The organism is Terriglobia bacterium, assembly GCA_036496425.1.
GTDB lineage: Bacteria > Acidobacteriota > Terriglobia > 20CM-2-55-15 > 20CM-2-55-15 > 20CM-2-55-15.
Genome location: DASXLG010000299.1, coordinates 1 through 14781, shown reverse-complemented (window position 1 = coordinate 14781; position 14781 = coordinate 1). Strand labels below are relative to the sequence as shown.

Annotated in this window: 12 protein-coding genes; 6 read left to right on the top strand and 6 right to left on the bottom strand. The window is 56.7% G+C overall.

The annotated features are described in order from the left end of the window. On the bottom strand, positions 1 to 1410 hold a 1410-nt coding region (locus tag VGK48_21690), incomplete at its 3' end, for an ABC transporter permease subunit (GenBank protein ID HEY2383796.1). 165 nt (positions 1411 to 1575) lie between these two features. Between VGK48_21690 and VGK48_21685 the strand changes: the two genes are divergently transcribed. The 3 genes from VGK48_21685 (at position 1576) to VGK48_21675 (ending at position 3261) form a co-directional block, all read left to right on the top strand. Further along, entirely contained in the window at positions 1576 to 1764 is a 189-nt protein-coding gene (locus tag VGK48_21685; protein HEY2383795.1) for a hypothetical protein, read from the top strand. Positions 1765 to 1948: 184 nt separating this feature from the next. Continuing rightward, positions 1949 to 2497 carry a hypothetical protein gene (locus VGK48_21680; protein HEY2383794.1) on the top strand — a complete coding sequence of 183 codons (549 nt, stop codon included), beginning with the start codon at positions 1949 to 1951 and terminating at the stop codon, positions 2495 to 2497. A 137-nt stretch (positions 2498 to 2634) separates the two neighbouring features. Continuing rightward, the gene (locus tag VGK48_21675) at positions 2635 to 3261 is read left to right on the top strand and encodes a superoxide dismutase (GenBank protein ID HEY2383793.1); all 627 of its coding nucleotides are present in this window, start codon (positions 2635 to 2637) and stop codon (positions 3259 to 3261) included. A 124-nt stretch (positions 3262 to 3385) separates the two neighbouring features. On the opposite strand, the gene tal is transcribed toward VGK48_21675, so the two are convergent. The 5 genes from tal to VGK48_21650 all read right to left on the bottom strand — a co-directional run bounded on the left by tal (position 3386) and on the right by VGK48_21650 (position 10344). After that, positions 3386 to 4471: a transaldolase gene (gene tal, locus VGK48_21670; GenBank protein HEY2383792.1), complete on the bottom strand. Its 1086-nt coding sequence runs from the start codon at positions 4469 to 4471 to the stop codon at positions 3386 to 3388. A gap of 79 nt (positions 4472 to 4550) precedes the next feature. Further along, entirely contained in the window at positions 4551 to 6008 is a 1458-nt protein-coding gene (locus tag VGK48_21665) for a glycosyl hydrolase family 57 (GenBank protein ID HEY2383791.1), read from the bottom strand. Positions 6009 to 6028: 20 nt separating this feature from the next. Continuing rightward, a complete protein-coding gene (locus VGK48_21660) occupies positions 6029 to 7189 on the bottom strand; it encodes a glycosyltransferase family 4 protein (GenBank protein ID HEY2383790.1) in 1161 nt (386 codons plus the stop codon). Positions 7190 to 7430: 241 nt separating this feature from the next. Next, positions 7431 to 8285 carry a DUF1932 domain-containing protein gene (locus tag VGK48_21655; GenBank protein HEY2383789.1) on the bottom strand — a complete coding sequence of 285 codons (855 nt, stop codon included), beginning with the start codon at positions 8283 to 8285 and terminating at the stop codon, positions 7431 to 7433. Positions 8286 to 8295: 10 nt separating this feature from the next. Further along, the gene (locus VGK48_21650) at positions 8296 to 10344 is read right to left on the bottom strand and encodes a S9 family peptidase (GenBank protein ID HEY2383788.1); all 2049 of its coding nucleotides are present in this window, start codon (positions 10342 to 10344) and stop codon (positions 8296 to 8298) included. A gap of 93 nt (positions 10345 to 10437) precedes the next feature. On the opposite strand from VGK48_21650, the gene VGK48_21645 reads away from it, so the two are divergent. The 3 genes from VGK48_21645 to VGK48_21635 all read left to right on the top strand — a co-directional run bounded on the left by VGK48_21645 (position 10438) and on the right by VGK48_21635 (position 14583). Next, entirely contained in the window at positions 10438 to 12192 is a 1755-nt protein-coding gene (locus VGK48_21645) for a thiamine pyrophosphate-dependent enzyme (GenBank protein ID HEY2383787.1), read from the top strand. Positions 12193 to 12194: 2 nt separating this feature from the next. Then, entirely contained in the window at positions 12195 to 13283 is a 1089-nt protein-coding gene (locus tag VGK48_21640) for an enolase C-terminal domain-like protein (GenBank protein ID HEY2383786.1), read from the top strand. Positions 13284 to 13413: 130 nt separating this feature from the next. Next, a complete protein-coding gene (locus VGK48_21635; GenBank protein ID HEY2383785.1) occupies positions 13414 to 14583 on the top strand; it encodes a Fic family protein in 1170 nt (389 codons plus the stop codon). Positions 14584 to 14781 lie beyond the last annotated feature (198 nt).

The following is a 14781-nucleotide window of genomic DNA, read 5'->3' as shown; positions in this document are numbered from 1 at the left end:
GTTGGGTATGCCCTGCGCTCCGCCGATGACATTGAACAGGAGGTACCATTGGGCTCCCAGGGCCATCAATAGCATACTGCCCCAGTTCAGGCTCAGGCCGAGCTTGATGAATCCGAGAGTCGCGAACGGAAAAAGGAAGTTGGCCGGAAACGATGCCAGAACCTGAACGATGGGTTGCGATATCCGGGCCAGTCTGGGATTGAATCCGATCGCGACCCCGATTGGTGTCCATACCACGGTGCTGAAAATGAGCAGCAGGATGACCCGTCCTGCGGTGGTCAGACCGAGCAGCGCTGCATAGCCAACCTCCGCGAGTCCAACCCCGGACAATATAAATCGTCCTGCGGCGACAGCGAGCCCGGCCGTAACGATGAAGAGAACGCCACGGTAGACGAAGTCGCCCTTCTTCGAGGATGTACCGCGATTCGTCTTCGACGGAATCGCCGTCGCCGCGGAAAGCATCTGATCAAACCGGCGAAGGAGCGGCTCCACCAGCCCTCTGAAATAGCGTGGCAATGAGGCGGAGCGCCACAGATCCACTAACCAGAACCGGCGTTCCTCTCCGGCGCTGAGCTCGAGCTTGTAACGATCCGCCAATGTCACCAGCGGCTTCCAGAAGAGCTGGTCGATGAGAAGGATCAGGACGACCATGGTGAAAATCGCCCATGCGAGGGAACCGAGATTCCTGGCCGCGATCGCCGCCGCCACATACGAACCGATTCCAGGCAGCGTGTACTGGCGGTTCAAGACGCTGATCGCCTCGCTGGCGGCAAGAAAAAACCAGCCTCCGCCAAAGCTCATCATTCCGTTCCATACGAGGCCGATGACGGAAACAGGCAACTCCAACCGTGTGAAACGTTCCCACCTGGAAAGCCGATACAGGCTCGCCATCTCGTCGAGTTCGCGCGGCACCGACCGCAGCGACTGATAAAACGAAAAGGTCATGTTCCAGGCTTGCCCGGTAAAGATCGCAAAGATCGAGGCTGCCTCCAGACCCAGCAGGCTTCCGCGAAACAGCGCGATGAAAGCGGTGACGGTCACCGACAGAAATCCCAGCACCGGAATCGATTGCAGGATATCCAACAGCGGCACCAGAACGCGCTCAGCCCGCCGGCTGCGGGCGGCGGCATAACCATACACAAAAGTGAACAGCGTCGAGAAGGCGAGCGCGATAAACATGCGCAGAGTGGAACGGGCGGCGTAATTCGGGAGATTTCGAGGATCCAGACCAACCGAGGGAATGACATCCGGTGGGCTGAACCTGACGAACGATTGAGCCCCAACCCGCGCCACGACATACAGTAAAGCCAGCATGCCCAGGCCGACCGCCAGGTCCGCGAGCCCCAGCGCCGGCTGTTCGTGTCCCTGAGATGAAAGGAAACCTGGCTTACGCCAGATGTTGAGCGGCATGCCGGAGCGTGAAGGCGCAAGAAATTCGGTGGTACAGAGCCATCCTCACATCAAACCTCAGCCAGACTACAAATTCGTGAATATTGTACGCGGGACGTTCGGATTCACCGCCGGGAACCTTGCGTGCTCGTTCGAACGGAAACAATTTATCTGCAAGAGGTGAATATGGATGCAAAAGTCGTGATCTGGGGCGGCGGCAAACGCCAATCCTGGGAAAAAGAAGCTTTGATGATTGCTGCTACTGCGGGCATCGCCACGGCAGTCGGAGCCCTTGCCGGTGGTAAGAAGGGCGCCGCCTTTGGCGCCATCTCCGGAGGGGTTACGCGATTCCTGATGAGGATGCTCAGCTGGTAGGACGATTCCGCTGGAAAGCGGGGAGAGACCACAAAAGGCACATCGCAGAACACAAAAAAGGCTTTGTGCTTTTTGTGGTCAACTTATGCAGAAACTCCCCAAGCCGGCCTCCGGACGTCTAATGGTTGCCCCTTCTGAACGTCTAAACAGGTATAAGACATCGGGAACCGATAAGGAGGCGTTTATGAGAGAAGAACGCACGATCACCCAGTTTGGACGGGTTCCCATCCATCGACTGTCGTGGTCGGCAATTTTCGGAGGTACTTTTTTCGCGTTGGGGATTATGACGATCCTGGGCCTTTTCGGCCTTGCTGTTGGAGCTGCTGCTACCGGCTTAAAGGGAGCTACTGCGGGAGTTGATGTGTGGTTGGGTGTCTGGTCCCTGGTTACTCTGTTCGTAGGATTCCTTGCCGGAGGCTGGCTGGCAGCGAAATCATCGGAAAGCCAGGCCAAAAGCGACGGCCGCTTGCACGGGCTTGTCGTCTGGGCGCTGGGAAGCGTGGCACTCCTGTACTTCGCTTTAAATACAACACGGATGGCGGAAATGGTCGGCTCGGTAACGGGCCGGATTCAACCGCTGAATCTGACTTCTGGATTGGGAAACATCAGCGCGACAACAATTTCGTGGGCACTGATCGCAGTCATTTTCGGACTGATCGGCGGCCTTGTTGGCGGACACGCAGGCGGATACACCGAAGCGGTTTCCAGCACGACTGTCCGGCGCGCTGCGTAACATCGCAAGATCCTTTCAAGACGTGCTTTTCGCCCGTCTTTGCAATCCCGAGACGGCCGTTCAACCGGCCGCCCCGTTTTTTCTTTTTTTGTACGTCTGCCCAATAACAGCTTTGCATTTACGGAAAGGAAGAAATCATGAACCGTTACAGGCTGCCTGATTTGCCATATGACTACAGTGCTTTGGAACCCCATATTTCCGGCAAGATTATGGAATTGCACCACGGCAAACATCACGCCGGTTACGTGAAAAATGCGAATTCGGCTTTGGATCAACTCGACGAGGCGAGGCAGAAAGACGATTTTGCGCGGATAGCCGCCTTGGAGCACTCCCTCGCTTTCAATCTGTCCGGGCACATTCTCCATTCCCTGTTCTGGAAAAACTTGACTCCCAAGGGCGGCGGCGCGCCACAGGGCGATTTCGCCACTGCCATGAATAAGGACTTCGGAGACTTCTCCCGTTTCCGCAAACAACTCACGCAGGTGGCTTCGACCATTATGGGTTCCGGCTGGGCGGCATTAGTCTGGGAACCCATTGGGAAAAGACTACTGATCACGCAGATTTACGATCACCAGTCCAATCTGGCGCAAGCCGGGGTTCCACTGATGGTGATCGACGCATGGGAGCATGCTTACTATCTGCAGTACGAGAATCGCAAGACTGAATTCTTTGAAGCGGTCTGGAGCGTCTGGAATTGGCAGGACGTGGCGACTCGATACGATTCGGCAAGCCAGCTCGACATCGATATCGGGAAGGCGGCTTAAACTTCATGGGAACTTATTGGAAATTCGAAATTGGAAGTTGGAAATTGAAGATCTGCGGTACCGAAAATTTCCAATTTCGAACCTCCAATTTCGAATTTCAATAGGTTCCCATCCCCCGGAGACATTAACTCGCTTTCCGTATTTTTTCACTCTTCGAGCGAAGGCACTCCATCAGATCGTCCCATGAATTGTCGAAGGCATCCGCGCCCTCGAGCTGAAGTTCTTCCGCAAGCTTCTTGACGTCGATTCCAGCTCGCGCAAACTCGTCCAATACCTGTTCCGCATCCCCGCCATCCGCCGGCAAAACGCCCTTCACCTGTCCGTGGTCCGCAAACGCGAGAAGCGTTTTCTCCGGAATCGTATTGATCGTGTCGGGCGCTGCCAGGGACTCAATGTACATAACATCGGAGGCATGTGGGTCCTTCGTGCCTGTGCTTCCCCACAGCAAACGCTGCGGCAGCGCGCCGGCCTGTTGAAGTTTCTGCCAGCGGGAAGACTGCAGCAGATCGCGGTATGCTTTGTAGGTTCGCTTCGCGATTGCGATTCCGAGACGATTTTTAAGTCCGTCCGGAACCTTGCCGGCGACTGCCTTATCCCACCGGCTGACGAACATGGATGCCACGGAGTGCACCTTCGGATCCCGTCCGGCCGCCACCCGGCGTTCGACGCCGCGCATGTATGCCTCTGCAGCGCGGACATATTGTTCGCGTGAGAAAAGCAGAGTCACATTGACCGGCACACCCTCATAGGTCGACTCCTCGATCGCGGGAACACCCTCGAGCGTGCCGGGAATCTTGATCATGATGTTCGGCCTCTGCAGGTGCGCCCGAAGCTGGGCGACTTCCCGGATCGTGCTGGCTGTGTCGTATGCCAGCTTGGGAGACACTTCCCACGATACCCAGCCGTCCACGCCGCCGGTGGAATCGTGAACCGGCTTGAATAGATCCGCAGCCTGACTCAGATCCTCGAGAGCCAACTCGTAAAACAGCGCATCGCCGGACTTGCCGCGGTCAACGGCCGCCCGGATGGAGGCGTCATAGGAAGTGCTGCTTCGAATTGCAAGATCGAATATCGTCGGGTTGGAGGTCAGCCCCGTCACCGATAACCTGTCGCGGTAGCCCCGCAGCGTGCCGCTCGTCAACAAGTCACGCGTGATATTGTCCAGCCAGAGACTTTGACCAAGATCATGAAGTTGCTGTGTTGGTTTCATAGCTTCTCCTTTCCAAAGACATGCTGGAAACAAGTATGTAGTCGCGGGCTTCAGCCCGCGGCTACATACTGTCCAGTACTTAGAAATCGTACTTCAGGATCGCTTCCGCCCGGCGGCATAGCTCCCGTGCATAATCCGTCCACAGACCCGTACCCCAATAGCGGTAGCAACTGGTTTGTGTCGTGAGCAGGTAAAACAGCGCATTGCGGTATCGATCTTCCGAAGTCGGCACGCCGTGTGTTTTTTCCGCAAACAACGCGCTCACCTGCTCCATTGGTTTCAAAACGTCACCGTAGCCGCGGACCCATGACAGGCTGTTTGTCCAGCTTCCCCCCTCGACATGGAACCGCTGGTCTTCCCGCTTCAAGTCTGCGATCACTTTCTCCACGGCTTCGGGGCCGGCGCCGGCCGGAAAGCGGTCCCAGATGCGTTTCTGAAGGACCGGTTGAATCACGGGAAAATCCTTCCCGGTGATTCCGAGCCCGTTCAGATACTCGAGGTATTCGGTGACATTCAAAGGAGCAACGTCTGAACCGGACGCTTCGCGCATGACTTCGAGATATTTCGGCGGAAACTCATTCATCATCACCCCGCCATTCTCTCCATCGGAGACCTGCGTCACTAATTGAGGAATAGACTTTCCGCCAAGATCGATCCTGGACAAACCCTTGGCTTCATAGTACGGCTGCATTTGCCCGACGAGTTTCGTATCACTGCCTTGTGTTTTGATGATCGCAATGATGTCGGCGGTCGCACCTCTCGAATTCCGCGCCACCAGACGGTGCGGGATATGAGGGCGCTGGATGCTCGAACCATTCATGGCCATTTCGACCGAGTGTTCCTGAACCAGCAGCCATTCGAACCCGCAATCTTTCAAGGTCCGAACGAACTCGAAACAGACATCCGGATGGTTAGGCAAAGCCATTTCCGGCGGAGAAAAGCCTCGGACGCGCTCCAATGCCTCCAATCCGAATAACGCGGCGAAATAGTGTTGCCAGGCCCGGACGTGCAGGCGGAAATCCTGCACGGGAGTGGATGGCGCAACCGCATGCCCCCAGGCCGTACCGAGCCATTCAACAGATCGCCGATAAGCGGAATCGAGCGTGATCCGCTTCAGGTTGTCCAACACATCATTCAGTCCCATCGCCGCGAGTCCGTATAAAAGGGACCCGGAGTAATCCAGCATTACCCGCGGATGCTTTCCTTCCTGAACGAGCTGTGGAATGAATTCTCCCATCCGTTTGTAACACCATTGAAATACGGGAGCGTTGTGGTTATCTCCGATATCCTGATGATCCATCATGTACTTGAGATTGCTGATGACTGCTGCCGTCGCCAGGTCATCTCCTCCGGCGGGAATCAGGGGCTGGTGCATGTGGAGAGCGATGCTGAAACCGCTCCGAACGCGATTAAAATCGATGTTGGATTCGCGAAGATAAAAAGGCCCGCGCCGCTTCATGGTTTCGGCGATAAGGTCTTCGAAGCCGCAGATATTCGGCAGATCGCCGACAAATTCAGACAGTTCACGAACGATCATAGAGCTCCTGTCTTAAATGTTTAAGAGCAATAAACGCCAAGCACATGATCAGCGATGGCATCCCAGGTGAACGCACTTTCCGCGGCAATCCTGCCGTTGCGGCCCATCCATCGGGCCCACTCGAAGTTGGTGAACAAGGTGCCCAGCCCCCAGGCAATCGAATCGGGATTGGCGTACACCTTGAGACCATTGACTTCATGCCAGACAAACTCGTCAGGTCCGCCGTTTCGCGTGGAAACGACCGGCTTGCCCGCGCTCCATGCCTCAAGCAGCACAATCCCGAAGGGTTCGTTGCGGCTCGGAACACAGACGGCGTCGCAGGATTTGTAAAGGTTGGTCAGCGCCCAGCTCGGCTGATAGCCAAGAAAACGCGTTGCATGAGCCACGCCCAGCTCGTGACTACGACGTTCGACGGCGCCGCGCATCTCGCCATCCCCCGCAAAAACAAACTTAGTGCGTGGATAAAATTTCAGAATGCTGGGAATGGCCTCGAGCAGCAAATCGGGACCCTTCTGGAGAACCATCCGGCCGGAAAAAAGGACCATTGGATCAACGGGCCCCACGGAATAATTCCGCCTTACATCCGCCGGATCGATCCACCCGTCATAATGATGGACGTTCACACCATTGTAGACAGTTGCAATTTTTCCGCCGGGAATCTCGTACATCCAGGAGGCTTCCTTCCGCAGAGCATTCGATACGGCAATCACACGATCGGCCCAATATGAACCGGCGCGCTCCTGCGCTCTCACGCGGACGGATGCTTCGCCGGCAGGAAACTGATCTCCGCAGCGCCCGTATTCGGTCGAATGAAGCGTGTAGACACACTTCCGTCCACGGCCCTGCTTGATCCAGATCATTGCGTTGGCCGTGAGCCAATCATGAGCGTGGATGACATCGAAAGGACCGAGGAGATTTTCGGTCTCGAAAACGTAATGCACCAGTGAACGGCACAGATTGTTGATCTCGTCGACGAAATTGGGTTGCAGGTCAAACCCGCACCGGTGGTAGTGAACACCGTGAATGCAGTCATAGTGCGGCTGGCCATGACGGCCACGGGTGAATACGTGAACTTCATGACCTTTCCGTTCCAGGGCAGCCGCAAGTTCGGTCACGTGGACGGCCACGCCGCCCACAGATATGGAATGCAATGACTCCCACGATAAGAGCGCTAGTCGCACGATCGCCCCCTTTGTCAGTGAAACAGGCTGCAAAAAGCGGCTCAGAAACTAAAATGTTCAGAGAAGACTTTCGGACCGTTCAACGATGAACCAAGCGCAGAGGGAATGTCGATCAAAGTGACATTCTTCATAATAGCTGCGATATGCCGGGCGCAAAGAAAATTTTGTGAAACATGATGTAGAAGGTGTGAACGAATCGGAATCAAACACGTTCCCCTCCTTGAAAAGGAGGGGAGTACGCTCACTTGATATTCACGCCTTCCGTCAATGCAGCGAGGATGTCTTCGAGCGCCGGTGGCGTCTTCGCGTCTTTGAATCGGGCAAGGCGGGCATAGATGTCGGCGGCGCCGGCATGAAATTCTCCGGGAGTTCCCGCGGCGTGGAACGTTCGTGAGATTTCTTCCATCTCCCCTACAAATCTCCACGCTTTAGGCGCATTCGCCTGAATTCGCTTTTCAACCTGGCCGGGCAATGCAGGATCGTCGTGTTTCCATTGCTCGAACAAGGCTTCGCGGACTCCCAGGTTTTCCGCGGTTGCCACAATTGCGGCAAGCAGAGCGACGGTGCCCTTGGTATTTGCGGCGTAGCACATCTTCAAAGCGGAGGCTTTACCGATTTGATCGCCGAGGACTTTGGTATCGAGCGGACCGGCCGAAAAACACAATGCAGCCTCATCCGAACGCGGTCCGGATAAATAGAGACAAGTCGTGTGCGGTTTCCATGCTGGAAAGCCGATGATGCCTCCATCGACGAATGCCACATCCGCTTTCGTCATGGCTTCCGCAATCTTTTCGGTCCGCTGCGGCGCTATCGCGTTGGCATCGACGAAGAGGCCGCGGAAGCCGGAACGGATCACTTCGTTCGCCACATCTTCCGCGGCATGCGGCGGACAGACGCTGATCACAATCCCGCACTTCCCGCACAGTTCAGCGACGGTTGCCGCTTCGTGCAGGCCGACTTTGGCGACGCGTTCGCGGGTCGAGGCGCTGCGGCCCTGCGAAGCCCAATAGACGTCGCAACCGCTGTTCTTTGCGGAAGCCGCAATGGATATGCCCATCTCACCGGGATGCAGAATGCCCACGAGTTGCGCTTTCATATCTTTGCTCCTATTGGCCAATATATTTCCTGATCCAGGCAAACACCGTTTCATGCCATCGCTTGCTGTTCATGGGGTTCAGGACCCAATGGCCTTCATCGGGAAACACCAGCGCTTCGGATGGAACGCCATTTCGCCGCAGCGCGGTGAAAAGCTGCAGTCCCTGATCGACGGGCACACGGAAATCCTGCTCGTTGGTGATGACGAGAGTCGGTGTCTTGATGTTCGCAGCGGAGAGATGTGGCGAACAGCGCCCGAAATGCCGCCGTGCAGCGGCGCTCGACGGCGGACCGCCCGACTCCCAGTCGGTGAACCACAGCTCCTCGCTCTCCAGCGACATCGTTTCCAGATTGAAGACGCCATCGTGCGATACGGCGGCCTTGAATCGATTCGTGTGACCGATGATCCAATCAACGGCATAGCCTCCATAGCTTGCGCCCGCGATGGCCGTTCGCTGCGGATCGACATAAGGGAGCTTCGTCACGCTATCAAACACCGCCGTGAGGTCGGTCATTGCCTTACCGCACCAGTCTTGAGATATCTCGTCGACGAACTCCTGACCGAAGCCGAACGATCCCCGCGGATTCGGAGCCGCAATGACCCAACCTTGTGAGGCCCACAGTTCGGGATTCCAGCGGTACGACCATCCGTCTTCCCACGCTCCCTGGGGACCGCCGTGAATCATGAAAACAACCGGATATTTTTTCGACGAATCAAAACCAGGCGGCTTCAAAAGCCAGTATTGGATAGGAGTGCCGCCCGCTCCGGCCACGGTCATCGCTTCATACTGCGGCGCGTTGATCTGGCTCAGCCGCGAGCCGTTTTCGTCGGTGAGCCGCTTTGTCGATTCGCCATCGGAGGACACTCGAAACAGATCCGGCGGCGCGTCGAAGGTTGATTTCGAAAAGACGATGAAGTTCGGTCCAGCCTGAAATTGTCCGACTGCTCCGCCTTTCACCAGAACTTTGGGCGTGCCACCGGAAAGCGGAATCGTGTACAGGTTCACCAGCCCCTTATCCTCGGCGGCAAACACGATGGATCGCCCGTCCGGAGTGAAGATAAAGTCGTCGACCGAAAGGTCGGGCGATTCGAACAATGTACGTTTCGTTCCCTTGGCTTGATCGTAGAGATCGAGATACCAGCGATCCGACTCGAAACCGGCGCGGCGCTGAGACCGGATCGCCAGGGTCTTGCCGTCGGGCGACCAGGTCGGCTGGTCATCCTTCGCCGGATTAGTCGTGATCCGTTTTGCATCGCCTCCGGTCACCGGAACGAGCCAGACGTCGTCATTGGTGTCCATCATTTCTTTGTCGCGGCCGTCGCGGTTGGAGACAAATGCAATGGACCGGCTATCCGGTGAAAACGTCATATTGCCGTCTTCGTAAAAGTGCGGCGGCGAATCGAAGTCGCCCGGCGTGACGTCACGTGTTTCGCCGCTATCGATATCGGTCACGAAAATGTGATGGCGGATGCCGATGCGCCACTCGTCCCAGTGCCGGAACGGAAGACCCGTCAGCACGCGCACCTTGGATGGATCTTTTTCCTGCGCCTCGCGCGTGCGCCGGTTGCAGTCTTCGTCTTTGCACTGCGGATACACGTCGGAGACGAAGGCAACCTTCTTACTATCCGGCGAGACAATCATCGGCGCCTGCACGCCGCCGGAGATTTTCGTGATTGCCTTCGGATTATTGCCCTGCGAATCCGCGGCGTACACTTGAAAGGCTCCATCGCGGTTCGACATGAAGACTACACGCCTGCCGTCGGGAGTGAATCGCGCCGTATTCTCGCTCTTCTCGCCGCCGATAAACTGGCGCGCGGCCGATGAACCATCGGCAGAGACCAGCCAGATATCGGAATTGCGCCTTCCCGTATCGAGCGCCGTTGTCGTGCGTGTGTAGAGGACGCGCTTCCCGTCCGGCGACAACTGCGGATCGCCTACCCGGATAGTCGTAATCAAATCATCGACTGTCATGGCCCGCTTGCCTTGGCCGTAAGAAGTCAGTGCCGCCGCCAGCATGCCAATCATCGCCAGGCATGCGGGCCGTGTCTGTCTGTTCATTGCGCGCCTCCAGATGTTGCTTGAGTTTACATGCGAGTCGCGCGTGCTGACAATTGCGTCCCCTTGAAGTCGAATATAAAAGGGGAGGACTCCATGAAAATGACAGCGTCCGACATCTTGATTGATGCAATTCACGATTGGGGCGTGGATGTGGTCTTTGGATTGCCAGGGGACGGCATCAACGGAATCATGGAAGCGTTGCGGAAGCGCGCCGATAAAATCCGCTTTGTCCAGGTGCGGCATGAAGAAGCGGCGGCTTTCATGGCTTGCGCTTATGCCAAGTACACGGGAAAACTTGGCGTCTGCCTCGCGACTTCCGGCCCGGGTGGTCTTCACCTGCTGAACGGTCTCTACGATGCAAAGCTGGATGGCCAGCCGGTACTCGCCATCACGGGACTTCAGTATCACGACCTTGTCCAGACGCATACGCAGCAGGATGTCGAACTCGACAAAGTGTTCATGGATGTCGCGGTCTATAACACGCGGGTCATGAGCGCCACCCACGTTGAAAACGTGACCGACCTCGCCTGCCGTACGGCCCTTGCATATCATGGCGTATCCCACATCACGATTCCGGTGGATACACAGGAAGAGGAAATTGACCGCAAGCATTTGTCCCACCGCAATATTCCTCATCACACCTCCGATGTTTGCGCCATGGGCGCCCAGGTCCCTCCGGATACGGACATCGAACGCGCCGCCTACCTGTTGAATTCGGGAAAACGCATCGTGATTCTCGTGGGACGGGGAGCGCTCGCCGCAACAGATGAACTCGAAGTCCTCGCCGAGACGCTTGGCGCGCCCATCGTCAAGGCGTTGCTCGGCAAAGCTGCAGTTCCCGATTCGAGTCCATATACCACGGGCGGCATCGGCCTGCTTGGAACAAAACCGTCACAGGAAGCGATGGAAAACTGCGATACGCTGTTGATGATCGGAACATCCTTCCCCTACATCGAATTCCTTCCAAAACCGGGACAGGCACACGCGGTTCAAATTGAACTGGATCCGATGCGGATCGGTTTGCGTTATCCCGTTGAAGTCGGACTGGTCGGAGACGCCAAGAGGACGCTGCAACGGTTGATGCCGCTGCTGATGCGAAATAAGCACCGGCGGTTTCTTGAACGCGCGCAGTCGGGAATGAGGCAGTGGTGGGCCGTGATGGAAGCCTACGGTACACGGATGGATAAACCGATGAAGCCCCAGGTCGTGGCTTGGGAGCTCGGCAAATTTCTACCGGAAAATGCCATCATTTCATGCGATTCGGGAACGATCGCCACCTGGTGGGCACGCCATATCCCGGTGAAGCGCGGACAGCTGCATTCGCTCTCGGGCAATCTGGCAACGATGGCGCCCGGCCTTCCATACGCTATCGCCGCCCAGGTCGCATATCCGAACAGGCCGTCCGTCGCTTTTGTTGGAGACGGCGGGTTTTCGATGCTGATGGCGGAATTCGCGACCTGCGTGAAATACAAATTGCCGGTAAAAGTCTTCGTCATCAAGAACAACACGCTGGGCCAGATCAAATGGGAACAGATGGTCTTCCTGGGCAATCCCGAATTCGGCTGTGATCTTCAGCCGATCAACTTCGCACTCTTCGCTCAGGCATGTGGCGGAACCGGCCTCACGATCGAGGACCCGGCCGATTGCGGCAAGCTGGTCGAGCAGGCGCTGAACACTCCGGGGCCCGTTCTTGTGCAGGCTGTGGTCGATCCGTATGAACCGCCGATGCCTCCGAAAGTTTCGATGAAACAGGCGGAGAAATTTGCAGAATCGCTCCTCCGCGGCGAGCCCAATCGCGCAAAGATCGTCACGACGGTCGCGGAAGATCGCGTGCGCGAGCTGGTGTAGCCGTGTCGATTCCTGTTACACAACTCGACGTCTCCGCATTCACCATCCCGACGGATTTTCCCGAGGCTGATGGCACGATCGAATGGGACTCGACCACGATCATCATCGTTGAAGCTCATGCCGGCGGACAGACCGGCATCGGCTTCACCTACGGCGACCTGGCGGCCGGACGCCTGGTCGACCGCGTCCTGACCCCGCTCATCCTCGGGAAAGACGCGATGACCATCGAAGAACGCTGGAGCTCGATGCTTCGCGCAGTTCGAAACATCGGGCGGCCCGGCATCGCATCGCATGCGATAGCAGCCGTCGATATTGCGCTGTGGGATCTGAAGGCGCGAATTCTCAACGTGCCTCTTGCGCTGCTTCTCGGCGGTGTCCGCCGCGGTATCCCGGTCTATGGCAGCGGAGGCTTTACCTCCTATTCGATCGAGCAGATTCGGGCTCAGTTCGCGGTGTGGGTCGGGCAAGGCATTACAAAGGTCAAAATGAAGGTCGGCTCGAATCCTTCCGCCGACCTCTATCGCGTACGAGCGGCAAAACAGTCGATCGGTGCAAACGCCGATCTCTTCGTCGATGCCAACGGAGCGTACACACGGAAACAGGCGCTGGATTTTGCCGAGAATTTTGCGGCTTATGACGTGAAGTGGTTCGAAGAACCGGTCTCCTCGGACGACCTCGACGGCTTGCGCCTGATCCGCGATCGAGCGCCGGCCGGCATGGACATCGCGGCCGGCGAATACGGTTACGACACGACTTACTTCCGCCGCATGCTGGATGCTCAGGCTGTCGATGTCTTGCAGGCGGACGCGACGCGCTGTGCCGGCGTGACGGGCTTTCTCGAAGCGGCGGCGCTCGCGAACGCACACCACCTCCCTTTATCGGCTCACACGGCGCCGTCGATTCACGCGCATCTTTGTTGCGGGATTCCGTCCGCCTGCCATCTCGAATACTTTCACGATCACGTCCGCATTGAGCGGATGCTTTTCGATAATGTCCTCGAACCCGTCGATGGTCTTCTGTGCCCCGATCCGCAGCGTCCAGGTCTGGGCCTGGAATTGAAACATTCCGACGCGATGAAATACGCAGCGTAACGCGGACGGGGAAAAATAGTCCATCAACTTATCTTTGCTTGCCGGATAGCGGAGTTTTGCCACGCTTTCGGATTGATAAAGAAATACTTAATGGCATATATTTTCTTTTCAAGGAGTAGAAAGAAAAGATATGCCGGCAACCACGCGGCTGGGAACTTACCTCCAATCCAGCATTGCAGGGGACACTTATCAGGCCTTCCTGCCGCCCCCTTTGCCGCCCAATCCGGCGCTGGATCTCATTCCCCTTCAAAAGCTTATGGTTCGCGCCGGAGAAGCGATCGGCCGCCTGGAAGGCGTCTCTGAAGTCCTGCCGGACGCTAATCTTCTCCTTTATTACTATGTCCGGAAGGAAGCGGTGCTGTCTTCACAGATCGAAGGCACCCAATCCAGCTTGTCTGATTTGCTCTTATATGAAAGCCAGGAAACGCCATCGGTGCCTTTGGACGACGTGACCGAAGTCTCGTCCTACGTGGCCGCGCTGGAACATGGACTCCAGCGGATGCGGGGCGGCTTCCCTTTGTCTCTCCGCCTTATCCGGGAAATGCATGAAATTCTTCTCTCCAAAGGACGCGGCAGCAACAAGCAGCCTGGGGAATTTCGAACCTCTCAAAACTGGATTGGCGGTTCCCGCCCCGGCAACGCAATGTACGTCCCGCCTCCGCCGAATCGGCTGATGGAATGTCTCGACCCATTCGAAAAATATCTTCATGCCGGCGAACGCCCCTACCCGTCTTTCATTGACGCCGGGCTCATTCACGCGCAGTTTGAAACAATCCACCCGTTTCTGGATGGGAACGGCCGTATCGGCCGCTTGCTGATCACATTTTTTCTGATGGCGATGGGTAACCTGAAGCAGCCTGCTCTGTATTTGAGTCTGTTCTTCAAGAACAATCGGCAGGAATATTACGAGCGACTGAATGCTGTACGGCAGACGGGAGATTGGGAAGGCTGGCTGAAGTTTTTCCTCACAGGCGTTGCCGAAACAGCCGGCCAGGTTGTCGACACCAGCCATGCCATTGCGGCGCTCTTTGCCGGCGACCTGGCCAAAATCGAAGGCCTGAAACGCGCTGGCATCAGCGCCCGCGAAGTTCATGCTCTCTTGCGAAGCAAGGCTGTTGTTTCCGCGATCGATGCTGCGAAAGCGCTGTCGCTGACAGTCCCGACCACACGCACCGCTCTGAATAACCTGAAGGAATTGGGCATTGTCCATGACATCAGCGGCAAGGGCAAGGAACGGCTCTATCTTTATACGAGTCTTGTCGAAATTCTTGACAGAGGAACCAGGCCGCTCCCTTATTAGTGCGGCGCGCCTGAACTGCTTGTTCTGCCGCTCGCTGGCGCATCAATCGCGGGTAACGCGGGTGATACGGACGGGGTTGGCAGGTTTGGGCGGATGATTTGCTGCAATCTTTCGATCGCGCTCGATCATTCTTTCGAGAATGCGAAGCTTCTCCCCAACCGGCAAGTCGGCGAGTTCACGCCGGGCTCGCTTTTTTCG

Coding starts and splice junctions, on each gene's coding strand:
- VGK48_21645 (HEY2383787.1), top strand. CDS start 10,438: ATGAAAATGACAGCGTCCGACATCTTGATTGATGCAATTCACGATTGG.
- tal (HEY2383792.1), bottom strand. CDS start 4,471: ATGAAACCAACACAGCAACTTCATGATCTTGGTCAAAGTCTCTGGCTG.
- VGK48_21680 (HEY2383794.1), top strand. CDS start 1,949: ATGAGAGAAGAACGCACGATCACCCAGTTTGGACGGGTTCCCATCCAT.
- VGK48_21635 (HEY2383785.1), top strand. CDS start 13,414: ATGCCGGCAACCACGCGGCTGGGAACTTACCTCCAATCCAGCATTGCA.
- VGK48_21650 (HEY2383788.1), bottom strand. CDS start 10,344: ATGAACAGACAGACACGGCCCGCATGCCTGGCGATGATTGGCATGCTG.
- VGK48_21665 (HEY2383791.1), bottom strand. CDS start 6,008: ATGATCGTTCGTGAACTGTCTGAATTTGTCGGCGATCTGCCGAATATC.
- VGK48_21675 (HEY2383793.1), top strand. CDS start 2,635: ATGAACCGTTACAGGCTGCCTGATTTGCCATATGACTACAGTGCTTTG.
- VGK48_21685 (HEY2383795.1), top strand. CDS start 1,576: ATGGATGCAAAAGTCGTGATCTGGGGCGGCGGCAAACGCCAATCCTGG.
- VGK48_21655 (HEY2383789.1), bottom strand. CDS start 8,285: ATGAAAGCGCAACTCGTGGGCATTCTGCATCCCGGTGAGATGGGCATA.